The organism is Paraburkholderia sp. J63 (genome assembly GCF_905220245.1).
In the GTDB taxonomy this organism is placed as follows: domain Bacteria; phylum Pseudomonadota; class Gammaproteobacteria; order Burkholderiales; family Burkholderiaceae; genus Paraburkholderia.
This window is the reverse complement of sequence record NZ_CAJMZF010000004.1, coordinates 1-24,948: the sequence shown is the minus strand read 5'-3', so window position 1 is coordinate 24,948 and position 24,948 is coordinate 1. Positions and strand designations below refer to the sequence as shown.

Below are 24,948 nucleotides of genomic sequence, written 5' to 3'. Positions count from 1 at the left end.
CCGCATCGCCGGGCACCGCGGCGCAACAGGATCGGTTCGCATTGCTAATAGAACCTGGATCGTCAGGCGCGCTCGACGGCCTGACACGGATGCGCTTTGCCTGAAAAAAGCGCCCCCTCCCCCCAATTCATCAAACGGACGAGCCATGCAGACCCCAGCGACTTTCGACCCCGCGACCGTCACGCGCATCCTGTTCGAGGGCTTCCCGTCGTTTGCGATCGCGCTGTTCTATCTCATCGGCCTCACCGCGGTCGGCGTATTCGCGTGGGGGGTCTACGTCCAGATCCGCAAATACCGGCGCGGCCAGCGCTTGTCGAAATCGTTCGGCAAGATCGATCTGCAGGCGCGCTTCAAGGACATGGTGCGCGTCGTGCTGAGCCACCGCACCGTGGCGCGCCGCGACCCCGCCGCGGGCCGCGCGCACCGGATGATTTTCTACGGCTTCGCGGTGCTGTTTCTGGGCACCGCCACCGTGACCGTCGATTACGACATCACCGCGCGCTTTCTCGGCTTCCACTTCTGGAACGGCGACTTCTATCTGCTGTTCAAGCTCGCGATGAACGTGGCGGGTGTCTCCATGATCGCCGGGCTCCTCTACATGATGGTGCGCCGTGGCTGGATCAAGCCGCCCAAGCTCGACTACAAGCGCCCCGACCGCCAGCCCGGCGACCCCGACTACGACCGCAGCGGCTACCGCCGCGAAGACTGGGCGTTCCTCTGGACGCTCGTGCTGATCGGCATCACCGGCTTCGTGCTGAGCGGGCTGCGCCTCGTCTGGCTGCAGGACCGCGCCGTGGTGTGGGACACGCGCTGGTGGTCGCCCGTGGCCGCGCTGCTCGCCGAGATCTTCAAGGGCGTGGGCGTGAGCGCCTCGGCCGCCTACGTGATGCGCACGGGTCTCTGGTGGTTTCATGGCCTGCTCGCGCTCACCTTCATCGCGCTGATTCCGTACACCAAGGTCAAGCACATCTTCACGGCCTCGGGCTCGCTCATGATGCGCGATCCGCTCGCCGCCCAGCGCCTGCCGCGCATCGAGGCCGCCGAGGTCGTGGAAGGCGCCGCGCCCGGTGCCGAACGCGTCGGCTACAAGACCATCACCGACTTCACCTGGAAGCACCTGCTCAATCTCGACGCCTGCACGAAGTGCGGCCGCTGCCACGAAGCCTGTCCCGCGAACGCCGTGGGCGCGCCGCTCTCGCCGCGCGACGTGATCCTCTCGCTGCGCGAGTTCGCCAACGAGGCGCTGCAAAAGAACACCTTGCCCGACGAGGTGAAACTCGACGTGCACGGCAAGGGCATCGGCCAGGTGTTCATGGAAACCGTCTGGTCGTGCCGCACCTGCATGGCCTGCGTGGAGATCTGCCCCGTGGCGGTCGAGCACGTGCCCATCATCGTGCAGATGCGCCGCAAGCTCGTCGAGGACGGCGAGATGGAACCGCAGGTGCAAAAGACGCTGCAGGCCATCCACAAGAACGGTAATTCGTTTAACGAATCGAAGCGCAAGCGCGCCGCGTGGACCAAGCCCCTGCCCTTCCAGATCAAGGACGCGCGCAAGGAGAACGTCGACCTGCTGTGGTTCGTCGGCGACTATGCCTCGTTCGATCCGCGCAACCAGCGCGTGACCCAGGCCTTCGCCACGCTGCTGCACAACGCCGGAGTGGATTTCGGCCTGCTCTACGAGGGCGAATCGAATGCGGGCAACGACGTGCGCCGCGTGGGCGAGGAAGGGCTCTACGAACTGCTCGCCGAGAACAACATCGCGCTGCTTGGACAATCGCACTTCAAGCGCATCGTTACGACCGACCCGCACTCGTACAACACGATCCGCAACGAGTACCCCGACTTCGGCGGCAAGTTCGAGATCGAGCACTACACGAGCGTCGTCGCCCGCATGCTCGCCGAAGGCGTGCTCAAGCCCAGGCGCAAGCTCGGCTACCGCGTGACCTTCCACGACCCGTGCCACCTCGGCCGCTTCAACAAGGGCTACGACGCGCCCCGGCAGATTCTCGCGGCGCTCGGCTGCGATCTCGTGGACATGCCGCGCTCGCGCGACAACTCGTTCTGCTGCGGCGCGGGCGGCGGGCGGATCTGGATGAGCGATCCGGTCGGCAAGGAAAAGCCCTCGCAGAACCGCATGCACGAAGCGGCGCGCATCGAAGGTCTGGAAGTGTTCGTCGTTTGTTGTCCGAAGGATTTGACGATGTTCGAGGACGCGCTGAAGACGAGCGGTTACGAAGGCAAGTTCGTGGTGCGCGAGCTGATCGAGCTGATCGCCGAGAGCCTCGCGGAGCCGGCGAGCGACGATGCCGGTCCCGCTGGCGACGTGCACGCCATCGCCGCTGCGTGAACGCAGCCCGACGCCACCTGAACGTTACCTGAGCCCCCGCCCCAAGGACCGCCCGAGATGACGCCCAGCTCCGCCACCACGCAAGACCGCGCCCACGCGCTGCCCGCGCTGCACGCCAGGCACGCGCGGGCCGGGATGCAGGAGACGCACGGGATGCACGAAACGCCCGACAATCGGCACGCAAGGCACGCCATGCACGAGACGCCCGAGGCACCCCAGGCACCCCAGGCACCCCAGGCACCCGAGGCAAAAGCGCGGCCCGAGGCGCACGAGCAGCGCGCGAGGCAGCGCCGCCCGCGCACGCCCACGATGCGCCGCCACTGGCGCGAACTCGTCGAGCTCGCACTGGCCGCCGACGACGTGTACGCGGCCGCCGCGCTCTATCCGCACGCCGACGACGCGGACCGCGAGCGCCTGGGCGCGCGGCTCTTCGATGCGCGGCGCGACTGCCTCGCCCTCGCGGCCTGCACGTTCGCGCACGGCGCGGTGCTGGCCGAGCTTGCGCGGCTCGCCGTGGCGAATCGCGACGAGACGCTCAAGCTGCGCCTCGCGCGAAACCCGGCCACGCCCGGCGATGCGCTCGCGCTGCTCGCCGAGGGGCACGAAGCCCCCGCTACTCGCCTCGCCTGCCTGCTCGCGCGCCACGCAAAAGCGCCCCACGCGCTTTTGGCTACGCTCGCGGCGCAAAGCAACGACCTCGACGTGCTGCGCGCGCTCTGCGAGAACGTCGGCGTGCCCTCGGAGCTGCTCACGCTCGTCGAACAACGCGGCATCGCCGTGCTGCAGCGCCTGCTCGCGATCCATCTCGCGACCGATCCGCAAACGCTGCTGCAGCTCTGGAAAAGCACGCGCACGAGCGCGGTGCGCGCCCAGGTGCTGCGCCATCCGTGCTGCCCCGACTCGCTGCTGCACACGCTGCCCTCGTCGCCGGCCGAGCGCCGCAGCCTCGCGCTCCAGGCGCGCGCGGGCGCCGCGATCCTCGCGGACCTCGCCCGCGACGAAGACCCCGGCGTGCGCCGCGCCGCCGCGCTCAATGCGAACACGCCCGCGGGCGCGCTGATCGGCCTGTGCTTCGACGCGCAGGCCATCGTGCGGCGCGTGGTGGCCACGCGCCGCGACCTGCCGCTCAAGGTCGTCGAGTGGCTGATCGGCAATGACGATCCGTGGGTGCGCCGCACGCTCGCGCGCAATCCGGCCTGCCCGGCCGAATGGCTCGAGCGGCTCGTGAGCGACGCCGAATCCGAAGTGCGCCGCGCGGTGGCGCGCCACCCGGACTGTCCCGCGCGCCTCGTCGCGCAGCTGGCCGGCGACCCGGTCGCGTGGGTCCGCGCGGGCGTCGCGCTGCGCGCGGACCTGCCAGGCGCGCTGCTGCGCCGCCTCGCGGCCGACGAAGACGTGGACGTGCTCTCCGCCATCGCGCACCACCCCGCGACCCCGCAGGCGCAGCTCGCGCGGCTCGCGGCCCACCCGGTGGCCGACGTGCGCCGCGGCGTGATCCTGAACCCGCAGGCCTCGCGGCGCGTGCTGCTGCAGTTGCGCCACGAGCCCTATCCGCTGCACCGCGTACTGGTGTTCGAGCACCCAAATCTAACGGACGCCGACCGCTGGCGCATGCGTTTTGACCCCGATCGCGAAGCCCGCGCGCGCCTGTTCGGCCATTTCGGGCGCGCGCTCGGCCCGCTCGCCGCCCGCGCGCCGCAGGCTTCCGCCGTTTTCCCCCATCCGCTGGATGACGATGCAATGCAACACGAGCCACACCCGCAAGACGTGCAACACGATTCGCCCTGTCCGACGAACATGGAGTCAAGATGAAAATACTAGTCACAATCAAGCAGGTCGCTTCGCTCGATGAGGACTTCGAGCTGAACGACGACGGCCGCGACGTGAGCGCCGATTTTCACGTCTTCGACCTGAACGAGTGGGACCACTACGCGCTGGAAGAAGCGATGCGCCTGAAGGAGGGCGCGAACGGCGAGATCGAGATCGTGGTGGCCACGGTCGGCCCCGAAAGCGCCGACGACGAGCTGCGCAAGTGCCTCGCCAAAGGCGCGGACCGCGCGGTGCGCATCTGGAGCGACGATCTCGAAGGCGCCGACCCGGTCGCCATCGCCCGCGTGCTCGCGGCGCTCGCGCGCAAGGAAGCGCCCGACATGATCTTCGCGGGCGTGCAGGCCTCCGATCACGCCTATGGCGTGACCGGCATGGCGCTCGCAGGCCTGATCGACTGGCCGCACGCGGCCGTGGTGGCCGGGCTCGACTACGCGCCCGGCGCGAAGACGGCCACGGCGCGCCGCGAGCTCGAAGGCGGCGCCTACGCGAACGTCGAAGTGCAATGTCCCGCCGTGCTGACCATTCAGCTCGGCATCAACACGCCGCGCTACGCGTCGCTGCGCGGCATCAAGCAGGCCGCCCAGCGGCCCATCGAAACCTTCACGCCCGACGAGCTCGGCCTTGCCGCCGGCGAGACCGGCGCGGCAGGATCGCTCTCGCGCATCCGGCGCGTCTATGTGCCCACCGCGGGCCGCGCGCAAATGATCGAGGGTACGCCCGCCGAGCAGGCGGCACGCCTGGCAGGCCTGATCAAGGAATTCAGGGGAGAAGCGAAATGAGCGGCATTCTGGTTCTGGTCGAACACCGTCAAGGGCAACTGCGCCCGGTCAGTCTCGAAGTGCTCGGCGCCGCCGCGCAGGCGAAGGAAGCGAGCGGCGAAACCGTCACCGTCGCCGTGCTGGGCGCACAGCCCGATGCCTGGGTGGAGAGCCTCAAGCTCGCGGGCGTCGACGAAATCGTCACCGTGCAGACGAGCGACGACGCCTTCGACCCCGAAGTCTATGAAAACGTTGCGCGCGCAATGATCGAGGCGCGCAAGCCCTCGCTCGTGCTGCTGCCGCATACGATCGATACGCTCGGATACGCCGCCCCGCTCGCGGCCAAGGGCAATTACGGATTCACGACCGACGCGTTCGGGCTCGCGCGCGACGGCGCGGACTGGCTCGCCACGCGCTCGGGCTATGGTCAGAAGGTCAACATGGAGATCGAGTTTCCGGGCAAGGAAACGGTCATCGTGACCCTGCGCCCCGGCGCCTTCAAGGCGCCCGAAGCGGCCGCCAGCCCCGCCGTGAGCAGCTTCGCCGCGCCGGCGCTCGCGCCGCGCAGCAAGCACCTCGCGTTCGAGGAGCCGGCCGCGAGCGGCGACGTCGACATTCCGGGCGCCGAGTTCATCCTCTCGGTGGGCCGCGGGATCGGCGAGGAAACGCACGTCGAGCAGTTCCGCGAGCTCGCGGAGACCGTGGGCGCCACGCTCGGCTGCTCGCGCCCGATCGCCGACTCGGGCTGGCTGCCGAAAGCGCATCAGGTGGGCCAGTCCGGCAAGACCGCGGCGGCCTGCAAGATGTACATCGCGATGGGCATTTCGGGCTCCGTGCAGCACATGGCCGGCATGAAGCACGTGGACAACATCATCGCCGTGAACACCGACCCCGAAGCTTCGATCTTCACGATCGCGCGCTACGGCATCGTCGGTGACATTTTCGACATTGCCGAGGAATTGCGCAGTCACTTTTAGGCGTTACAGAGCATTACGGGGGTCGCGAGAAGAGAGATTTGGGCTGGCCTGCCATGAGCCAGCCCGTTTTTTTCTTGGCAATGAATTTTGTCCATCGGGATTCCACGCGTAGACTTGAACTTCTAATCAAGAAAAGATCCGGTTGCTGCGTGCATGTGCACTGATGCATGCGCCGCAAGACAGATCACACGCCGTTCCAGTAGAGACAGGTAGTCTGGTTAACGCGCCAAGGAAGCTCAATGCCCCCTCATACCGTTCTGCTCATCGACGACCATGCGCTCTTTCGCAAAGGCGTCGCGCAGCTCATCCAGATGAATCCGCTGTTTTCGATCGCGGGCGAAGCCGCCTCCGGTCGCGACGGCGTCGAGATGGCCGTGCGCCTGAAGCCCGAGGTCGTGCTGATCGACCTGAACATGCCGGAGGTGAGCGGCATCGAGACCCTTCAACTGATGCGCGACGCCGGCGTCAACGCGCGCTTCATCATGCTGACCGTCTCGGACCATGAACGCGACGTGGTCGCCGCGCTGCGCGCCGGCGCCCACGGCTACCTGCTCAAGGACATGGACCCCGAGGACCTCTGCGTCACGCTCCAGAAGGCATTGGCGGGCGCCGCCGTGCTCAGCGACGCGGTCACGGGCAGCCTCGTGCACGCGCTCTCGGGCGGCCAGCGCATGCCGCCCGCGCAATCGGACCTTACCGCGCGCGAAGTGGAGGTACTCGACTACCTCGTCGAGGGCATGTGCAACAAGGTCATCGCGCGCAAGCTCGGCATCAGCGTGGGTACCGTGAAGGTCCACGTGAAGCACGTGCTGCGCAAGCTCGACCTGCATTCGCGGCTCGAAGCCGTGGTGTGGCGCCACGAGCACGGCTCACGCGAGCGCTAAAAGCCGCCGTACTAGCGCGCCGCATCGGCAGGGTGACATGCCGGCTACCCACAAGGGGGTAGCCCCATAAGGCGAATTGTCACCGGAAATTTGACTGCAAATAATTGGGCACAAGCTGGCAGGAGCGCCGCCCCTCAAGGCGATGCATCCGTCGATGTGCCCATGATTGGCAGTCGGAGACTCCGGAGACACGTGTCATGCAGTCAACCCAATATGCCGAAGAATGTATTGAGCGTCCTGCCCGCGCGAGTGGCGTCGACGGCGTATTGCGCCAGCGGCTCGGCCATTACGAACCGGGCGCGGCCATCGTGCGCTCGTGGACGCGCTGCCTGAACGAGTACGGGCTCGACCCCGACACGTGCCGGCCGCCGCCCGTGCTCACGAGCGCCGAACTCGCGCAGCGCCGCGAGCGCCTTGCCGATCTGATCGGCTGCGCGAAGCTCGAAATGACGACGCTCTATCAGCAACTGGGCGACGCCGATCTCGCGGTCGTGCTCAGCGACGCGGACGGCGTGATCCTGCATCTGGTCTCGTCGACGAGCTTCGCGGAGCAGGTGGAGGACTGGGGCTTCTGCGTGGGCGCGGTCTGGAGCGAACGCGAAGCGGGCACCAACGGCATGGGCACCTGCCTCGCCGAAGGCGAAGCGCTCGCCGTGCGCCAGCACGAGCATTTCTTCTCGCGCTACGCCGCCCTCACCTGCTCGGCCGCGCCGGTATTCGACGAACGCGGCACGCTCGCGGGCGTGCTCGACGTCACGAGCCGCTCGCAGTTGCAACAACAACATTCGCTCGTGCTCGTGGGCATGTCGCGTCAGATGATCGAGAACCGCCTGCTCGATGCGCGCCACACGCAGGCGCACATGGTGCATTTTCATAGCCGCCCCGAATTCGTGAATACGCTGCACGCGGGCAAGCTCACCATCGACGAAAGCGGCCTCGTGCTCGGCGCGAACCGCAGCGCGCTGTTCCAGCTCGGCTTTGGCTCGCTCGCCGAGATCGCGGGCAAGCGCATCACCGATCTCTTCAACGCCACGCTCGCGGACCTCGTTGCGCGCAGCGTGCAGAGCTCGTTTCATCCCGTTGCCGTCTATCGCGCTCACGCGCCGAACCGCTTTTTCGCCGTCGCGCAGGCGCCGCTGCGGCAGAGCACGGCGAGCGTGGGCCGCACCACGGCGCAGCCGCCGGCCGTCGCGCAGGAAGCCCAGGCACGCGAGATCGCCGCGCCGCGCCGCGAGCCCGCGCGCGCGCGCGGGCGTACCTCGGGCGGCCCGCGTGTCGAGTTCGGGGACGCGCATCTCGCGAGCCAGTTGAGCCTTGCCGAACGCGTGATCGATCGCGGCATTGCCGTGCTCGTGCGCGGCGAAACGGGCGCGGGCAAGGACGTTTTCGCCAATGCGCTGCACGCGGCTAGCGCACGCCGCGATGGGCCGTTTGTCGCGATCAACTGTGCTTCGTTGCCCGAGCATCTGATCGAGAGCGAGTTGTTCGGCTATCGCGCGGGCGCGTTCACCGGAGCGCAGCGCGAAGGGCGGCGCGGCAAGATCCTGCAGGCCAATGGCGGCACGCTGTTTCTCGACGAGATCGGTGATATGCCGCTCGCGCTTCAGGCGCGGTTGTTACGCGTGCTCGAGGAGCGCGAGGTGACGCCGCTGGGATCGGAAGCCGTTATCAAGGTCGATTTTCAGCTTATTAGCGCGAGCCATCGGGATCTTGCTGCGCTCGTTGCTAGTGGGCAGTTTCGCGAGGATCTTTATTACCGGCTTAATGGCGTTGCGGTGAGCGTGCCAGCGCTGCGCGAGCGTGAAGATAAGCTCGCTTTGATTATTCATCTGCTTGAGCAGGATAACGAAGTGCCGCCGATGCTGGGTAAGGATGCGCGGCAGATTCTGTTGGCTAGTCCGTGGCCTGGCAATGTGCGCCAGTTGAGGAATGTGCTGCGCACGGCTGCTGCGTTGTGTGATGGGCCCGAATTGACTGCTGCGCATTTGCCTGGGGAGCTTGTGGGGCTGCATGCGGTGCAGAGAGGTGATGCAGGCTCGCCGGTTCCTCCGGCATCGGATGTCGCTGGCAATTTTGATCAGAGCGATGAGAGCGATGACGACTGCGAGCCGCTCAATGCGATTCTGTTGGCCGAACGCGAAGCGCTCATGGGATTGCTCGATACGCATCGCTGGAATGTCAGTGAAGTGGCTAATGCGCTTGGGGTGACGCGTAATACGCTGTATCGGAAAATGCGGCGCGTTCATATTAAAAGGTGACGCGCGGGTGCGTTGGTTTTTCGCGTTTCCTTGGTTTCGTGGCGGTCTGCCAGGGTTGCCCCTGTGCGGGGCGGCACCTACTTTTCTTTGCAGCCGCAAAGAAAAGTAGGCACAAAGGACTCATTCATCCCGTTGCTCGCTGCGCGCGCAACGGTCGGGTCTGCATGGGAAACCACGCGTGCTGCCTGGATAAGCGAATACGCATGCGCCCCACCGGTTCTTGGTTATGCCCCACGGCGCGCGTAGCGCCGCCGGATGTGCGAGTGCCTTGTCACTTTGTTTGGTGGTGCGAAGTGACGGATGCTCCTATACCTTTCCCCCTTAAAGGCTGTTTGCCGACTTCGTCACACTGGCGGTTTGAGCGGCTTTCTTTTGCCTACTTTTCTTTGCCGCTGCAAAGAAAAGTAGGTGCCGCCCCGCACAGGGGCAACACTAGCAGACCGCCGCGAAAACAAGGAAACGCGAAAAAACCTCAGATATACAACCCAGCCCAATCATCATGCCGATAGGCAGCCTGCACAACACGCCCAGACCGAGGCACTTGACGCGGACTCCCAATCAATTCCAGCAACTCCGCAAGACTATCGATCACCCGCAAGCACGGCAAATCATCCTGCGCCTCTGCAGAGCGCCGCGACTGCTCCGCATAACTCACCCGTATCATCTGCACCCCGGCAGCCTGCGCGGCCATCGCATCGTTACTGGAATCCCCCACATAAAGCGCATGCGCGGGCTGCACAGCAAGCGCCTCACAGGCATGCAACAGGGGCGCCGGATGCGGCTTGCGCTGCGCAACAGCCGCACCGTCCACCACAATATCAAACCACATCGAAAGACCGAACCGCTGCAGCATAGGCTCCACGGCATCCATCGCCTTGTCGGTCACGAGCCCGAGCTTCAGCCCCATCTGGCGCAATCCATCGAGCGCGGCTTCCACATCGGGAAAGAGCTCGACAAAGTGGCCGCCTATACGCTTCCCATGCAAGGTGCTGGCAAGATCGAATAGAACAGCATCAACGGGCAATTTGCGCGACATGACTTGCATGAAAATATCTCCTGTTGTTGAGCCATCAATGGCTCTTTATCTGCAATGAGCGCGCGCTTCACCTGCCTTACGCCGCGCGTTGTTGCCGATCGATCATCTTCAATATCATCGGCGTGAAAATCAGTTGCATCGCGAGCCCCATCTTGCCGCCCGGCACGACGATCACGTTGGGCCGGCTCATGAACGAGTCCTGCAGCATCGTGAGCAGATAGGGAAAGTCGATGCCCCTCGGATTGGCAAAGCGGATCACGACAAAACTTTCGTCGGCGCTCGGAATATCGCGCGCCGTGAACGGATTCGATGTATCCACGGTCGGCACGCGCTGAAAATTCACGTGCGTGCGGCTGAATTGCGGACAGATGTAATGCGCGTAATCAGGCATGCGGCGCAGGATGGTGTCCATCACCGCCTCCTGCGAGTAGCCGCGCAGCGTCTTGTCGCGATGCAGCTTCTGAATCCATTCGAGGTTGATGATGGGCACCACGCCCACGAGCAAGTCCGCGTGCTGCGCGACGTCGATGCCCAAGCCCACGAAACCGCCATGCAATCCTTCGTAAAAGAGCAAATCAGTGTCCGGCTCCACGTCGGTCCACGCGGTGAACTTGCCGGGCTCCACGTCGTATTCGAGTGCCTCGGCCTCGTCGTGGATGTACTTGCGCACCTGCCCACGGCCCGTTGCGCCGTACTGTCTGAACAAATCTTCGAGCCGGTCCAGCACGTTCGCGTCGGGGCCGAAGTGGCTGAACTGCTGGCGCTGTTCTTCGGCTTCCTTCATCGCGAGGTGCATGCCCTCGCGGTCGTGACGGTGGAACGCGTCGCCTTCCACGATCTGCGCCTTGAGCTTTTCGCGCCGGAAGATGTGCTGAAAGCTCTTCATCACTGTGGTCGTGCCCGCGCCGCTCGAACCGGTCACCGCCACGATCGGATGTTTGATCGACATGGTGGCTCGCTCAGGCGCACGCTTCGGGGCGGAACAGCGAGCGTTCGTTGAAGAGCGGCGAATTGAACGGCCGGTCCACGCCGCGTTCGTACTCGCGGTGATAGCGTTCGAGCCGCGCCACTTCGCTCTTCGACCCCAGCACGATGCCGGTGCGCTCGTCGAGCGCGCCGGGCAGCAATTCGAGCACGCGCGCGCGCCCCGTGCTGGCCGCGCCGCCCGCCTGCTCGACCAGCAGCGCGAGCGGCTGCGCCGCGTGCATGAGCGCGAGACCGCTTGCGCCCAGCGCTTCGCGAGGCTCGCGCGGCACGATGCCCACGCCGCCGCGCGTCAGGATGCGATGGACGTCGGCGACCGCGCAGCCGCCGAAGCGCAGGCTGAATTCACGCTCGCGCTCGCCCGCGCTGCCCGCCCGGCATTCGCGCACGTAGCGCAGCACGGGCGGCTCCCACGCGTGCTCGCGCGCGCCGTCGATCGCAAGCTCGGGGCCCTCGTCCGGCACGCACATCGCGCGATGCGTGAGCACGAACGTGCCGCTCGATCGATCGAGCGTGAACCCATACGTGCCGCGTCCCAGCGTCAGGACGAGCAGCGTCGAGGGGCCATAGAGTGCGTAGGCCGCCGCCCATTGCGCCGCGCCACCGCGCAGCCAGGCGGCGTCCTGCGTGAGCTCCTCCGTCGATTCGCACGCGGCCTCGCGCACCGAAAATACGCTGCCCGCCACGCCGTTTTCGGCGATTTGCGCGGCCCCATCGAGCGCCTCGAAGGCCAGCAGATAGCCGCCGCGCTCCGATACGCCCGATACGCCCGATGCACCCGCAACAGCCGCCGTGGCCCGCATAGCGCCCGCGCCCGCCGCCGCATAGCCCGCAACGCACGCGCTGCGCTCGCACAGCGCCACCATCAATTCGCGCGCGGCGGCTTCCAGGTTCAAACCCGCATCCCCACCCGCGCCCATGCTGCCGTCGAGCATGACGCGCTCGATCATCGCTGCGATCGCGCGCACCGCCAGCGCAATCTCGCCGAGCACCGTGCGCAGGCGATATGCGCCCGCTTCGTCGCGCTGGCCCTCCAGCGTGCGTAAAAGAAAATCGTCGAGCATCATGTAATGGCCTGGCATAGTCGCCTCATTGCAGGAGTTCAGAAAGCTTCGCGCCGTGCGAAACACGCGGCCCACACGAATACCGGCAGCACGAGCAAGATGCCTGCCAGCCGTGGCAGCCTGCTTTCGCGGCCAGCCTTTGTAGCCGTGTCCACTACTATGCTTTTCGACCCATGCGCCGCGCGATTCGATGCGAATCGCGCGCCTGCTGAAACATGGTCAAGCCCACAGTTCAACGATAAAGTGCGGATCGAATCAGCGAAATTCAGATATTCTTAGTCATCCTATAAGGGATCCCTTACCTGTTCGCGCGCGCCCCCGCATCGCAGCGTTTCTACTGGTGCGGCGCTTCTTCTGGTGTCCTCCGTCATGCTCAACTTCGTCCGCACGCTCACGCTGCGCCAGTTGCAGATCTTTGCCGCCGCCGCGAAGCACGTGAGCTTCGTGCGCGCGGCGCAGGAGCTTCATCTCACGCAGCCGGCCGTCTCCATGCAGATCAAGCAACTGGAAGAAGCCATTGGCCTGCCGCTGTTCGAGCGCATCGCGCGCCGCATCTCGCTGACCGAAGCCGGTGAAACGCTCGCTCACCATGCGCAACGGATCCTCGGCGAAGTGAAGGACGCTCAGGACGCGCTGCAGTCGCTCTCGCTCGCCGACAGCGGCGCGGTCTCGGTCGGCCTCGTGAGCACCGCGCGCTATTTCGTGCCGCAACTGATCGCGCGCTATTGCACGCAGTTTCCGAAGGTCGATGTGCGCTTCACGATCGCCCCGCGCGAACCGCTCTTGCGCATGCTCCAGGACAACGCCATCGATCTTGCGGTGATGGGCCGCCCGCCGCGCGATCTCGACGCCGTGGCCGAGCCGCTCGCGTACAACCCGCAGGTGATCGTCGCGGCGCGCGATCATGCGTTCGCGGCGGCGCGGCGCATCGACGTGCAGGAGCTGCGCCACGAGACCTTCCTCATGCGCGAGCCGGGCTCGGGCACGCGCACCGTGGTCGAGCAGATGTTCAAGAACCATCTGTTCACGCCCGCGAAGGTCGTCACGCTCGACAGCAACGAGACCATCAAGCAGGCCGTCATGGCGGGCATGGGCATCAGCCTGCTTTCGCTGCACACGCTGCGGCTCGAATTGCGCACGCGCGAAATCGCGCTGCTCGACGTGAGCGGCACGCCCATCGACCGCGCCTGGCAGATCGTGCATCTGAACGCGCGGCAGCTCTCGCCCACTTGCCAGTCGTTCCGCCGCTTCGTACTGGAAAACACCGAGACGTATCTCGCCGGCGAATACGTGGATCTGCCCACGCACCCCGTGCGAATCCAGCGAGGCGAGTGACACACTGTCACCGATACGGCGCACGCGTGCGTTCGAGCCGCGTGCCGCTCCAGATCCGTTTGCGTTGGCGCGCGCCCGATGCACGCGATACAGACAGGCGCTTGAACCGATCCGCGCGTGCACGCGGCCCGTATGGCATGACGCTTGCATGAGTCGGCGGACCAGGCTGTCCGCTCACCGCTGCGAGGAAGCGCTCATGACGCAATACGCCACGACGCAACACCCCATGAAAGCCGCGCATGCCGTCACCGTGAATGCACCGGGCCGACTGCATCTGGGCTTTCTCGATCCGGGGGCGTCGCTCGGCCGGCGCTTCGGCAGCCTCGGTCTCGTGATCGACGGCATCAGCACGACGCTCGAAATGCGTCTCGCGCGCGGCCAGCAGGCCAACCACGATGAGAGCGAAGAAGATCACTACGCCGCGCCGCCCTATGCGAGCGAGGAACTGCCGCGCCTGCGCGCGCACATCGAGGCGCTCAAGCGCCTGAGCGGCCGGCGCGAGGCGCTCGACGTGCGCCTGCGCCATGTGTTGCCCGCGCATGCGGGCCTCGGCTCCGGCACGCAGCTCGCGCTGTGCGCGGGCCATGCGTTCGCGCGGCTGCATCGGCTCGAACTCGAACCTTCGCAGCTTGCGCTCGCCCTCGCGCGCGGCGCGCGCTCGGGCGTGGGCGTGGCGGGCTTCGAGCAGGGCGGCCTGATCCTCGACGGCGGCCCGCGCTCCGCGACCGAGCTGCCGCCCGTGCTCGCGCGCCTGCCGTTTCCCGACGAATGGCGCGTGCTGCTCGTGCTCGACGACGCGCGCAGCGGCTTGTCCGGCCTCGCCGAACGCAAGGCGATGGCCGCGCTGCCGCCGTTTCCGCAGGAGCTCGCGGCCCACGCCTGCCACCTCGCGCTCATGCAGATCCTGCCCGCCGCCGCCGAGCGCGATTTCGCGCCGTTCGCGCGCGGCGTGAGCGAACTGCAGGACGGCATCGGCCGCTACTTCGCGCCCTCGCAGGGCGGCGTCTATACGAGCGCCGCCGTCGCGCGCGTGCTCGACTGGGTCGGCACGCGCCATCGCGCCGGCATCGGACAAAGCTCGTGGGGTCCCACGGGCTTCGCGATCCTGGCCTCGCACGACGAGGCCGCGCACGCCGTGGCGGCGGCGCGCCAGGCCGGCGTGGTCGGCCCCTCGCTGCGGCTCGAAATCGTCAAGGGGCGCAACGCGGGCGCCAGCGTCGTTCATGCGCCGGGTCACGCCTGACGCCCTCTCCCAACCACTCTTGAGCATCCGACAAACGATGGAACGTCCCTTCATTCTCCACATGTTCACGCCGACCCGGCAGATGAGCCCCTTCGACGTCAACATGGCCGTCGATGCGGGATACCAGGTCGTCGTCCCGTACGCCGACGTCGGCATCGACAACATCGCCGCGCTCACGCAGGACGCGATCTTCTCGCGCGGCCCCAAAGGCGTCGCGCGCACGGGCCTCTTCATCGGCGGACGCGACGTCGTGCTGGCCGCCGACATGCTCAAGCGCGCGCGCGAAGCGATGGTGCCGCCGTTCGAGGTCTCCGTATTCGCCGACCCGAGCGGCGCCTATACGACGGCGGCCGCGCTCGTTGCTAGCGTCGAGTGGCATCTGCGGCGCACGCACGGCGCGGCGCTCGAAGGCAAGCGCGTGGTCGTGCTGGGCGGCACCGGCCCCGTGGGCGTGATCGCGGGCGTGCTGGCCGCGCGCGCGGGCGCGCTCGTCTCGATTGCGAGCAGCCGTGGGCTCGAAGCCGCGCAGGCCGCGAGCGGCCGCATCAACGCGCGCTTCGACGTGCAGACGCGCGGCGCCGATGCTCAGCAGACCGAAGCGCTCGACACCACGCTCGCGCGCGCCGAACTCGTGTTCGCGACCGCAGCCGCTGGCGTGCAGGTGATGAACACGCGCCACGTCGATCAGGCCTCCCAACTACTCGTGGCCGCCGACGTGAACGCGGTGCCGCCAGCGGGTATCGACGGCGTGGGCGTGGCCGACGACGGCAAGCCGTTCGGGATGCATCGTGCGCTCGGCATTGGCGCGCTGGCGATCGGCAATATCAAGTATCAGGTGCAGCGGCGCCTGTTCGAGCGCATGCTGGCGAGCACGAAGCCGGTCTATCTCGGCTTCGAAGAGGCCTTCGCGCTCGCGCGCGAAGTAGTGGCCGAGAGCGAGGCTCAAGCCGCGTGAAGCCGCCCGTTGCCGCCGCGATGCGCCACGCGAAGCGCGCTCCCCTCCGCACCGAGGCGCGCTCATGACGCCGCCCGCCATCGTCGTGGCCGGGCTCTCCGCGCGGATGTTCGCTGAATCGGCGCGGCGCGCGGGCTGGCGCGTGATCGCGCTCGACCTGTTCGGCGACAGCGACACGCGCGCCGCCGCGCAGCGCTGGCATCCGGTCGGCCAGGCCGCGACGCTCGCGCTCGATCCCGCGCGCACGCGCGCGGCGCTCGAACGCGCGAGCGTCGAGCCCGGCGTGATGGGCTGGATCGCGGGCAGCGGATTCGAGGCCTGCCCGGCGCTGCTGCGCGCGCAGATCGAGGGCTTGCCGCTGATCGGCAATACGGCGCTCGCTTATGACGCCATGCGGTCTCCCGCTCGTTTATTCGCAATACTGAACGATTACGGTATCGCTTTTCCTGAAACGCGCATGGAGCCTCCGCTGGACGCGCGTGGTTGGTTGCGCAAGGAAGCCTCGGGCACGGGCGGTTGGCATATTCGCCATGTGGATGCATCCGACGATTCGGCTCATGACGAGCACAGTGGCGTCTACTACCAGCGCTTCTGCGAAGGACGCCCGATGTCGGCGCTCTTTCTCGCCGATGGGCGTAACGCGACAGTGCTCGGCATCAACGAGCAGATCATCGTGCGGCATGGCGAGCATCCGTTCGCCTGGCGCGGCGCAATCGGCCCTGTGCAGGTGGGAGCCCATCTCGCGGATGCGGTGCGCCACGCCGTGCAGGCCGTGGTCGCCGCGAGCGGGCTCGTCGGGCTCAACAGCCTCGACTTTCTGAGCGACGGCGAACGCTGCGTCGTCCTCGAAGTCAACGCGCGTCCTTCGGCGACGATGGCGCTCTATGACTGCGATCCCCACCCACCGCTGCTCGCGCGTCACGTGCGCGCCTGCCTTGGCGAATCGATCGAGTCACTCGAATCGATCGAAAACGAAGGCTCATCCGCGCTCTCGCCACCCGTGCGCGGCCAGCTAGTCGTATTCGCCCAAACGGCCCACGTCGTCACGCCCTCGTTCGAAGATCAGGCGCGGCGGCTCGGCTGGTGCCACGACATCCCCGTCGCCGGCAGCGCGATTGTCGCCGGCACGCCGCTTTGCACCGTCTCGGCGACCTGCGCGCCGGGCACATCCGTGGATGCGGTGCGTGCCGCCCTTGCCGCGCGCGCCGCCGCCATCGAACCCTTGCTGAAGGTGTCCCATGAACGCTCATTCGCCCATCGTTGAATCCGCAACGAACGCCGCGCCGCTCAGTGTCAACGCACTCGCGCAACCCTTGCTCGCCGCGCTGCTCGAACGGCAGACGGAGCTTGGTATCGCTGCGCGCCGCGACGCGCGCGGCGTGCTGATCGTCGATGCCGGCATCGATACACCCGGCAGCGTAGCCGCCGGCGCCGAGATCGGCGCGATCTGCATGGGCGGGCTTGGCACCGTGCGCGTGCGCGCGAACGGCGGCGCGAGCGCGCGCGACGAATGGCCGACCGTGGTCGAGATCGCGAGCGCGCAACCGGTGCTCGCCTGCCTCGCGAGCCAGTACGCAGGCTGGAGCCTGTCCGCCTCGAAAGAGGAAACGGGCGGCAAGAAGTTCTTCGCGCTCGGCTCGGGCCCGGCGCGCTCGCTCGCCTGCAAGGAGCCGCTTTACGAGGAGCTCGGCTATCGCGACGTCTCGAAGCGCGGCTGCCTCGTGCTCGAAGTGGACCGCGCGCCGCCCGAGGTCGTCATCGACAAGATCCTGCGCGATTGCGCGCTGGAGGCACACGAACTCACGCTGATCCTCACGCCCACCGCGAGCCGCGCGGGCACAACGCAAGTGGTTGCGCGCGCACTCGAAGTGGCGCTGCACAAGGCACACGTGCTGGGCTTCGCGCTCGGCGACATCGTCGAAGGTAGCGCGAGCGCGCCGCTACCGCCGCCCGCGCGAGAAGCGATCGAGGCGATGGGCCGCACCAACGACGCGATCCTCTATGGCGGACGCGTCCACCTCACCGTCAACGGCGACGACGACGCCGCACGCGATCTCGCACAGCGCCTGCCTTCGTCGGCTTCGCGCGACTTCGGCCGCTCGTTCGCCGAGATCTTCACCGAATACAACTACGACTTCTATCAGATCGACCCGGCCCTCTTCGCGCCCGCCGAAGTCTGGGTCAGCAGCCTCGCAACAGGTCGCACGTGGCACGCGGGCGCGACGCGCTTCGACCTGCTCCATCCGCTGTGGCTCGGCGAGGCCTGATATGAAAGCAAGCAGCGACGTAAGCACCGGCGCAAGCGGACCGCGCGTCGCGATCATGACCGACGAGACCGGCTGGCACACCTCGCGCCTGAAGCGCGCATTGCGCGAACGCGGCGCGCAGGGCCGCTGCGTGGATCTCGCCAACTGCCGCATCGACACCACGTGGGCCGCGCACGGCCTCGTGATCCCGGGCTATGGCCGCGGCCTGCCCGACGCCGTCATCGTGCGCGGCATCGCGGGCGGCACCTTCGAGCAGGTGACCGTGCGCCTCGGCATCCTCCATGCGCTGCGCGAACTGGGCGTGCCCGTCTACAACGACGCGCGCGCAATCGAGCGCAGCGTCGACAAGTCGATGACGTCCTTCCTGCTCCATCGCTCCGGGATTCCCACGCCGCCCGCGTGGGCCGGCGAATCCGAGCCGCACGCGCGCCGCATCGTGATGCGCGAGGCCGCGGCCGGCCGCGAGGTCGTGCTCAAGCCGCTGTTCGGCTCGCAAGGCAAAGGGCTCGTGCGCCTTGGCGGCAGCAAGGAAAACGGCTGCGCGACGCTGCCCTCGTTGCGCGCCTATGGCGGCCTCGCGTACATGCAGCGCTTCGTCCCGCCGGTCGCCACACCGGGCTTCGACTGGCGCGTGCTGGTGGTGGGCGGCAAGGCCATCACGGCGATGCGGCGCGTGAGCGAGCACTGGGTCCACAACGTCGCGCAAGGCGGCCTTTGCGAAGCGCAGCCCTTGACGCCCGAACTCGCGCAACTCGCCGAGCGCGCGAGCGCGGCGCTCGGCCTCGACTATGCCGGCATCGACCTCGTGCCGTGCGGCGCCACCGACGCCGGCGCCCAGGTCATCGAAGTCAACGGCGTGGCCGCATGGCGTGGTTTGCAGTCCGTAACATCGTTCGACATCGCGGGCTGCATCGTCGACGATCTGCTCACGCGCCGTCTCGGCCGCGCCTGCGTGCCGCGCGAGGCCGTCGCATGAACGCGCGGCCCGATCACGAAACGGCCACGGCAGGCTCGACGATCGAAGCGGCGTTTCTCTGGGCCTGCGAGCAGGACGTCGCGTGCGCGAAGCCCGGCAACGTCAGCGTGGCGTCCGCCGGGCATGGCATGCACGCGGGGCTCTTTCTCGCGAGCGCTCAAGCGGCTTGCGAACCGCTCGCACGCCGGGGCGCTTCGGTGGGCGCACGCATCGAGGCGGCCATCGCGAACACGCGCGCCGCGGCCGGATGCAATACCAATCTCGGCATCGTGCTGCTGTGCGCGCCGCTTGCCGCCGCGTTCGAAGCGAATCCACCGCCAGCCTCGTTGCCGCATTTCGAAGCCTCCGTGCAGGCAGTTTTACGCGCGCTGAGCATCGACGATGCCTACGCCGCCTACCGCGCGATTGCGCTCGCGAACCCGGGCGGGCTCGGCAAGACCGAGAGCCAGAGCGTGGGCACGACGCCCACGATCGACCTGCGCGCGGCCATGACCCTGGCCGCCGACCGCGACAGCATCGCGCGCCAGTACGCCGAGGACTTCGGCGACGTACTCGGCTTCGGCATCACCACGTTTCGCGCGGCGCATGAACGGCGCGCCGCTTCGCCCACGGCACTCGCCGACGCGGTCCTGCTCACCTGGCTCGGCTTCCTCGCGCGCTGGCCCGATTCGCACATCGCGCGCAAGCATGGCAACGCCTGCGCACGACGCGTTTCGGCCGAAGCGGCGGCATGGCTCGCGCAAGGCAACGCGCGCGTTTGCGCGCCGCACGCACTCCACGGCTGGGACGCCGCGCTCAAGGCAGCAGGGATCAATCCAGGCACGAGCGCCGATCTCACAGTCGCGACGCTGTTCGCGGCTGCCTGCATGGACCCGTCGATGATTGCGCCCGCAACTAACTACTCGATGAATTCACTGGAGACAGACACATGGCAAAGATAGATCGCGTGCTCGTAGGCGAATCGCTCGTCGGCGAAGGCAATGAAGTCGCGCACATCGACCTGATCGTCGGCCCGCGCGGCTCGGCGGCGGAGAGCGCGTTCTGCAACGCGCTCACCAACAACAAGGACGGCTTCACCTCGTTGCTGGCCGTGGTCGCGCCCAACCTGCTCGCCAAGCCCAACACGGTGCTGTTCAACAAAGTGACCATCAAGGGCGCGAAGCAGGCGGTGCAGATGTTCGGACCGGCGCAACGCGCGGTGGCGCTCGCGGTCGCGGACAGCGTGGAAGACGGCACGATTCCCGCCGACGAAGCCGACGACGTGTTCATCAGCGTGGGCGTATTCATCCACTGGCAGGCCGAGGACGACCAGAAGATCCAGGACTACAACTACCGCGCGACGCGCGAAGCGCTCCAGCGCGCGGTGAACCGCGAGCCACGGGCGGCCGAGGTGGTGAGGCGCAAGGGAGAGGCGAAGCATCCGTTTGCGGCTAGTTGAGGGGGAGGCGGCGGCGCTCAGCTCAGAGTTATGCCCCACGGCGCGCGAAGCGCCGCCGGAGGCATGAGCCCTTTGTCACTCCGGCGTGAGGCGAGTGATGGCAGACGCTCCGGAACCACTCCGATAACAGGCGAGTGGTGAACGGCGTCACACTGGCGGTGTGAGCGGCTTTCTTTGCCTACTTTCTTTGCCGCCGCAAAGAAAGTAGGTGCCGCCCCGCACAGGGGCAACCCTGGCAGACCGACACGAACACAAGGAAACGCGCAAAGCCCCAGCACCGCGACAAAATTCAGGCCCATCCGGGCCCCGCTTCAAAACGCCCCCTCCGGCGGAAACATCCCTGCCCCGAGCAGCGCGAGCGCCACTCCCTCGCGCTTCTGCGCAGGCGCTACAGGCACGCGCCGCCGCTCGATCGTCACGCCGACGGCCTTCACATTCGCGAACTTGTGTGGCTTCACGAGCGCGACGCGCACCCAATGCGCGCCAAAATCCACGAGCAGCATCTGCGCAATCACTTCGGCCAGCGCTTCGAGCAACTGCACGCCGTGATTCGCCAGCAAGGCCTGCAACGCGCCATGCACTTTCCCGTAGTCGATAGTGTCGTGGATCACATCGGTATCGCACGCGCGGCTGCGCGGCAAGCCGGCCCAGAGATCGATCTGCACCGGCTGCGGGTCGTGCAACTCTTCCGGATCGATGCCGATCACCGTCTCGCCGGTAAAGCCCTCGATAAAGATGAGATCCATCGGCTGCTCGCCTTCGGCGTGGCGCGCGGCGTTGCCGGTCTGCCTCGCGGGCCGGTCGAACATGCTCGTGTCGACTGCGTTCATGGTTGCTCCTCTCGTTTGTCCTGAATGGGTCGGGGCGATGCCATGCAAGAACCGGCCCAGGCACGAATGTCGCAAGCAACTCCCGTGTAATGGTCGACGGCAGGGCAACAGCACGGCAAAGCACAGGCCCAACGTGGCAAAGCGCATCCGGCACCCCGCGTCCGTGGTGACACTGTGTATCGCAAACTGCGCAAGCTGCCTGCTCGCCGAAAAGCGCCTACGGACACGGCCCGCAACCGAGTCACCGGAAACGACCCAAAAGCAGCTCAACACAACGAAAGGCAGACGATGACCCGCCCGCAGCAACCGACCCACACGCCCCCGTCGAACGACGACCAGCACGACGCCACGCTCGCGCGGCCGCGTCTTGCGTGGGCCATCACCGGATCGGGGCATTGCCTCGAAGAATCGCTCGCGCTGGCCGCCGGGATGCCCAACGTCGACCTGTTTCTCTCGCGCGCGGCCGAGGAAGTGCTGCCGCTCTACAAGATCGGCATCGCGCAACTGAAGACGCGCTTTCGCGTCTTCCGCGACAACAGTGCGAGCGCCGTGCCGGTGGGCATGTTCTACGAGCCCGGCCTCTACCACACGCTCGTGATTGCGCCCGCCACCAGCAACACGGTGGCGAAATGCGCGTTCGGCATCTCCGACACCTTGCCGACCAACCTGTTCGCCCAGGCCGGCAAGCTCGGCATACCCGGCATCATCTTTGCATGCGATACGGAACCGGTCGTCGTCACGAGGAGTCCGCTGGACTGGGTCGAACTGCGGCCCCGCAACATCGAGCTGCAGAACGTCGAGCGCCTGCGCCAGATCGATCATTGCCTCGTGGCCAATTCGATCGATGCGCTGCGCGCAGCGCTCGACACCCGCTACAGAACGCTCGGACTGCTCGCGGACTTGCCCGGCTAATACACGGTTACACGGTTGAAGATCGAAGGCGCGCCCGAATCACACATCATGGAACACATCGTCTTTCTCACCGGACGCCTCGCCCAGCCCGGCCTCGAACGGGTATTGCGCCGCCTCGAGCCCGCGCCGTTCACCTGGGAGATCCGCGAAATCGGCCTGCAGGTGGCCGCGCTCATGACGGCGGACATGATCCGTCGTCGCGTGAGCGCACCCATCGCGGCCGACCGCGTGATCGTGCCGGGCCGCTGCCGCGGCGATCTCGACGCGCTCTCGGCCCACTACGGCATTCCGTTCGCGCGCGGCCCCGAAGAACTCAAGGACCTGCCCGCGTATTTCAATCGCGCCGCGCGACCCGTCGACCTCTCGAAGTACGACATCGCCATCTTCGCGGAGATCGTCGATGCGCCGCGGCTCGACGTCGATGCCATCTGCGCGCGCGCCGCGCAGCTCGTGGCCGAAGGCGCCAACGTGATCGACGTGGGCTGCCTGCCCTCCACGCCGTTCCCGCATCTGACCGATGCGGTGCGCGCGCTCAAGGAGCGCGGCTTCACGGTCAGCGTCGACTCGATGGACGCGAAGGAGCTCGTGCGCGGCGGTCGCGCCGGCGCCGACTATCTGCTGAGCCTGTCGAGCGAAACGCTGTGGATCCTCAACGAAGTCGAATCGACACCGATCCTGGTGTCGCGCGAGCCCGCGGACGAGCCGTCGCTGTTCGCCGCGATCGAGGCCGTGAGCGCGATGGGACGGCCGTTTCTCGCCGATCCGATTCTCGATCCGATTCCGTTCGGGCTCCTGAAGTCTCTGGTGCGCTACCAGCGCGTGCGCGACGCGTTTCCCGACGCGCCGATCATGATGGGCGTCGGCAACGTCACCGAGCTTACCGAGGCCGACACCTGCGGCATCAACGCCGTGCTGCTCGGCATGGGCGCGGAGCTCGGCATCTCCGCCATCCTCACGACCCAGGTGAGCCAGCACGCGCGCCGCGCGGTTCGCGAAGCGGACGTCGCGCGGCGCGTGATGTACGCCGCGCGCGAGCAGCGCACGCTGCCCAAGGGCATCACCGATGCGTTGATGACGGTCCACGCGAAGCGGCCCTTCCCCGACACCCCCGAGGAGATTGCCGAGACCGCGCGCGCGATCCGCGATCCGAACTTTCGCGTGCAAGTGTCGAATGCGGGCGTGCACGTCTACAACCGCGACGGCCACCACGTCGCCGTCGATCCGTTCGCGCTCTGGCCGCGCCTGAAGCTCGAAGACGACGGCGCGCACGCGTTCTACATGGGCGTGGAGCTCGCGCGCGCCGAAGTGGCGTGGCGGCTCGGCAAGCGCTTCGCACAGGACCAGTCGCTCGACTGGGGCTGCGCCGCCGAACGCGACGCCGAGAACCTGCTCGAACAATGCGCACCCGGCACGACGATGCGTAAGGAGGCCTGAATGATTTACGAAACCGTCGTCACCACCTGCTCGGCTGAGGGCGTGCCGCACGTCGCGCCGATGGGCGCGCAATTCGATCAGGGCGAACGCGGCAATGTCGTGCTGATGCCGTTCACGCCGTCCACCACCTACGACAACATCATGGCGAGCGGCTGCGCGGTGATGAATTTCACCACCGACGTGCGCGTGTTCGCGGGTTGCGTGACAGGCCGCCGGCGCTGGCCGACGCTGCCCGCAGCCACGGTGCCCTGTGTGCGTCTCGCGGGCGCACTTGCGCATGCCGAGCTGCGCCTCGTCGACGCGAGCGGCGACCCAGGCCGCCCGGTGCTCACGCTGCGCCGCGTGGCCGAGGCAACCCATGCGCCGTTCACCGGCTTCAATCGCGCGCAGGCCGCCGTGATCGAAGCCGCGGTGCTGGTGAGCCGCCTGCACCTGCTGCCGCGCGAAAAAATCGAAACGGAGATGGCGTGGCTCACGATCGCCATCGAGAAAACGGCGGGCCCCGCCGAACGCGAAGCGTGGCAGTGGCTCACCGCAGCCACGGCTGCGTTCTATTCACCCAGCGATTCACCCAACGAGCGCGCCTGCATGCGCGAACCGACATGATCCGACTCCTCACCAGTGTGCGCGACCTCGCCGAGGCGCGCGAAGCAGCCGCCGCGGGCGCGGATTTCATCGACATCAAGGAGCCGCGCGCGGGCGCGCTGGGCGCGTTGCCGCCGGCGCGCGTCGCGAGCATTGTTGGCGCGTTGCGCGAGAGCCATCCGGGGTTGCCTGTGAGCGCGACGATCGGCGATCTGCGGCCCGGTGATTACTCGGCCATGGTGCATCATGCGGACCGTATCGGCGGGTGTGGCGTGGATTATGTGAAGGCGGGCGTCGCGCCGGGGCCCGCGGCGCGCGAGACGCTTGAGCGCATGCGCGCGTTGCGCTGGAACATGGTGCCTGTGCTGCTTTGCGATGATGGGCTCGATCTGCGGCTTGTTGAGTATGCGTGCGAGCTGGGTTTTGCGGCGGTGATGGCTGATACGGAGCGCAAGGAAGTGGGCAGCCTGTTTCGCTGCGTGCCGCTCGCCGTGCTCGACAGCATGGTGCAGATCGCGCGCGCGCATGAGGTGATGGTGGGGTTGGCGGGGGCGCTGCGCTTGGAGCATATTGCGCGTGTGCGGGCGCTGCTGCCTGATTTTGCCGGGTTTCGTAGTGCGTTGTGTGAGGGGGCTCGGACGGGGCGGCTTGAAGGGGCGAAGGTGTGTGAAGTGCGGGCGGCGTTGAAGGGCGAGGTGCGGGTGGTGGCACACGAGGTTGCTCGGGCTGCGGCGTGAGCGTCATAAAGGTCTCATGCAGGCCGCTCGCGCCTCAGAACGTGGCGAAAGGACGGCATATTTACTGGCGCAGTCTATCCTCTGCAGAAGCGGCCAGA

22 protein-coding genes are annotated in these 24,948 nt (G+C 67.2%); 18 read left to right on the top strand and 4 right to left on the bottom strand.

All coding sequences use genetic code 11. From position 1 onward, the window contains the following. Positions 1 to 145: 145 nt before the first annotated feature. The 6 genes from U5775_RS06055 to U5775_RS06030 all read left to right on the top strand — a co-directional run bounded on the left by U5775_RS06055 (position 146) and on the right by U5775_RS06030 (position 9,054). Positions 146 to 2,347, top strand: coding sequence for a heterodisulfide reductase-related iron-sulfur binding cluster (locus U5775_RS06055; RefSeq protein WP_322057224.1), 2,202 nt, complete (start codon positions 146 to 148; stop codon positions 2,345 to 2,347). Positions 2,348 to 2,404: 57 nt separating this feature from the next. Beyond that, a complete protein-coding gene (locus U5775_RS06050; protein WP_322057223.1) occupies positions 2,405 to 4,159 on the top strand; it encodes a hypothetical protein in 1,755 nt (584 codons plus the stop codon). Continuing rightward, positions 4,156 to 4,956, top strand: coding sequence for an electron transfer flavoprotein subunit beta/FixA family protein (locus U5775_RS06045; protein ID WP_322057222.1), 801 nt, complete (start codon positions 4,156 to 4,158; stop codon positions 4,954 to 4,956). The genes U5775_RS06050 and U5775_RS06045 overlap by 4 nt, the downstream gene beginning before the upstream one ends. Beyond that, a complete protein-coding gene (locus U5775_RS06040; RefSeq protein WP_322057221.1) occupies positions 4,953 to 5,912 on the top strand; it encodes an electron transfer flavoprotein subunit alpha/FixB family protein in 960 nt (319 codons plus the stop codon). Before U5775_RS06045 ends, U5775_RS06040 begins: the two co-directional genes overlap by 4 nt. Before the next feature lie 239 nt (positions 5,913 to 6,151). Continuing rightward, positions 6,152 to 6,796, top strand: coding sequence for a two-component system response regulator NarL (gene narL / locus U5775_RS06035; protein ID WP_322057220.1), 645 nt, complete (start codon positions 6,152 to 6,154; stop codon positions 6,794 to 6,796). A 197-nt stretch (positions 6,797 to 6,993) separates the two neighbouring features. Continuing rightward, positions 6,994 to 9,054, top strand: a complete 2,061-nt coding sequence (locus U5775_RS06030) for a sigma-54-dependent Fis family transcriptional regulator (RefSeq protein WP_322057219.1) — start codon at positions 6,994 to 6,996, stop codon at positions 9,052 to 9,054. Positions 9,055 to 9,526: 472 nt separating this feature from the next. Here the strand turns inward: U5775_RS06030 and U5775_RS06025 are convergent, their stop codons facing one another. The 3 genes from U5775_RS06025 to U5775_RS06015 form a co-directional block, all read right to left on the bottom strand. Then, a complete protein-coding gene (locus U5775_RS06025; RefSeq protein WP_322057218.1) occupies positions 9,527 to 10,099 on the bottom strand; it encodes an HAD-IA family hydrolase in 573 nt (190 codons plus the stop codon). A 67-nt stretch (positions 10,100 to 10,166) separates the two neighbouring features. Then, the gene (locus U5775_RS06020) at positions 10,167 to 11,039 is read right to left on the bottom strand and encodes a phosphoribulokinase (RefSeq protein ID WP_322057217.1); all 873 of its coding nucleotides are present in this window, start codon (positions 11,037 to 11,039) and stop codon (positions 10,167 to 10,169) included. Between the two features lie 10 nt (positions 11,040 to 11,049). After that, complete coding sequence (locus tag U5775_RS06015) at positions 11,050 to 12,156, bottom strand: fructose-1,6-bisphosphatase (protein WP_322057216.1); 1,107 nt, start codon at positions 12,154 to 12,156, stop codon at positions 11,050 to 11,052. Positions 12,157 to 12,507: 351 nt separating this feature from the next. Between U5775_RS06015 and U5775_RS06010 the strand changes: the two genes are divergently transcribed. The 8 genes from U5775_RS06010 (at position 12,508) to fae (ending at position 20,352) form a co-directional block, all read left to right on the top strand. Continuing rightward, positions 12,508 to 13,473, top strand: coding sequence for a LysR substrate-binding domain-containing protein (locus tag U5775_RS06010; protein ID WP_322057215.1), 966 nt, complete (start codon positions 12,508 to 12,510; stop codon positions 13,471 to 13,473). 196 nt (positions 13,474 to 13,669) lie between these two features. Beyond that, on the top strand, positions 13,670 to 14,716 hold the full coding sequence (locus U5775_RS06005) for a beta-ribofuranosylaminobenzene 5'-phosphate synthase family protein (RefSeq protein WP_322057214.1): 1,047 nt from the start codon (positions 13,670 to 13,672) through the stop codon (positions 14,714 to 14,716). 37 nt (positions 14,717 to 14,753) lie between these two features. Further along, a complete protein-coding gene (locus tag U5775_RS06000) occupies positions 14,754 to 15,671 on the top strand; it encodes an NAD(P)-dependent methylenetetrahydromethanopterin dehydrogenase (RefSeq protein ID WP_322057213.1) in 918 nt (305 codons plus the stop codon). Positions 15,672 to 15,735: 64 nt separating this feature from the next. Further along, positions 15,736 to 16,935, top strand: coding sequence for an ATP-grasp domain-containing protein (locus U5775_RS05995; protein WP_322057212.1), 1,200 nt, complete (start codon positions 15,736 to 15,738; stop codon positions 16,933 to 16,935). After that, positions 16,910 to 17,938, top strand: a complete 1,029-nt coding sequence (gene mch / locus U5775_RS05990; RefSeq protein WP_322057211.1) for a methenyltetrahydromethanopterin cyclohydrolase — start codon at positions 16,910 to 16,912, stop codon at positions 17,936 to 17,938. The genes U5775_RS05995 and mch overlap by 26 nt, the downstream gene beginning before the upstream one ends. 1 nt (position 17,939) lies before the next feature. After that, positions 17,940 to 18,914 carry a RimK family alpha-L-glutamate ligase gene (locus tag U5775_RS05985; RefSeq protein WP_322057210.1) on the top strand — a complete coding sequence of 325 codons (975 nt, stop codon included), beginning with the start codon at positions 17,940 to 17,942 and terminating at the stop codon, positions 18,912 to 18,914. Next, the gene (locus U5775_RS05980; protein ID WP_322057209.1) at positions 18,911 to 19,855 is read left to right on the top strand and encodes a triphosphoribosyl-dephospho-CoA synthase; all 945 of its coding nucleotides are present in this window, start codon (positions 18,911 to 18,913) and stop codon (positions 19,853 to 19,855) included. Before U5775_RS05985 ends, U5775_RS05980 begins: the two co-directional genes overlap by 4 nt. Beyond that, positions 19,843 to 20,352, top strand: coding sequence for a formaldehyde-activating enzyme (gene fae, locus U5775_RS05975; RefSeq protein ID WP_322057208.1), 510 nt, complete (start codon positions 19,843 to 19,845; stop codon positions 20,350 to 20,352). The genes U5775_RS05980 and fae overlap by 13 nt, the downstream gene beginning before the upstream one ends. Positions 20,353 to 20,663: 311 nt before the next feature. Here the strand turns inward: fae and U5775_RS05970 are convergent, their stop codons facing one another. After that, complete coding sequence (locus U5775_RS05970; RefSeq protein ID WP_322057207.1) at positions 20,664 to 21,182, bottom strand: dihydroneopterin aldolase; 519 nt, start codon at positions 21,180 to 21,182, stop codon at positions 20,664 to 20,666. 288 nt (positions 21,183 to 21,470) lie between these two features. Between U5775_RS05970 and U5775_RS05965 the strand changes: the two genes are divergently transcribed. The 4 genes from U5775_RS05965 to U5775_RS05950 are packed head-to-tail and all read left to right on the top strand — an operon-like array spanning position 21,471 to position 24,850. Further along, a complete protein-coding gene (locus U5775_RS05965; RefSeq protein WP_322057206.1) occupies positions 21,471 to 22,094 on the top strand; it encodes a flavoprotein in 624 nt (207 codons plus the stop codon). 48 nt (positions 22,095 to 22,142) lie between these two features. Beyond that, positions 22,143 to 23,528, top strand: a complete 1,386-nt coding sequence (locus U5775_RS05960) for a DUF6513 domain-containing protein (protein ID WP_322057205.1) — start codon at positions 22,143 to 22,145, stop codon at positions 23,526 to 23,528. Next, on the top strand, positions 23,529 to 24,134 hold the full coding sequence (locus tag U5775_RS05955) for a DUF447 domain-containing protein (protein ID WP_322057204.1): 606 nt from the start codon (positions 23,529 to 23,531) through the stop codon (positions 24,132 to 24,134). Continuing rightward, complete coding sequence (locus tag U5775_RS05950) at positions 24,131 to 24,850, top strand: (5-formylfuran-3-yl)methyl phosphate synthase (RefSeq protein ID WP_322057203.1); 720 nt, start codon at positions 24,131 to 24,133, stop codon at positions 24,848 to 24,850. The genes U5775_RS05955 and U5775_RS05950 overlap by 4 nt, the downstream gene beginning before the upstream one ends. Positions 24,851 to 24,948 lie beyond the last annotated feature (98 nt).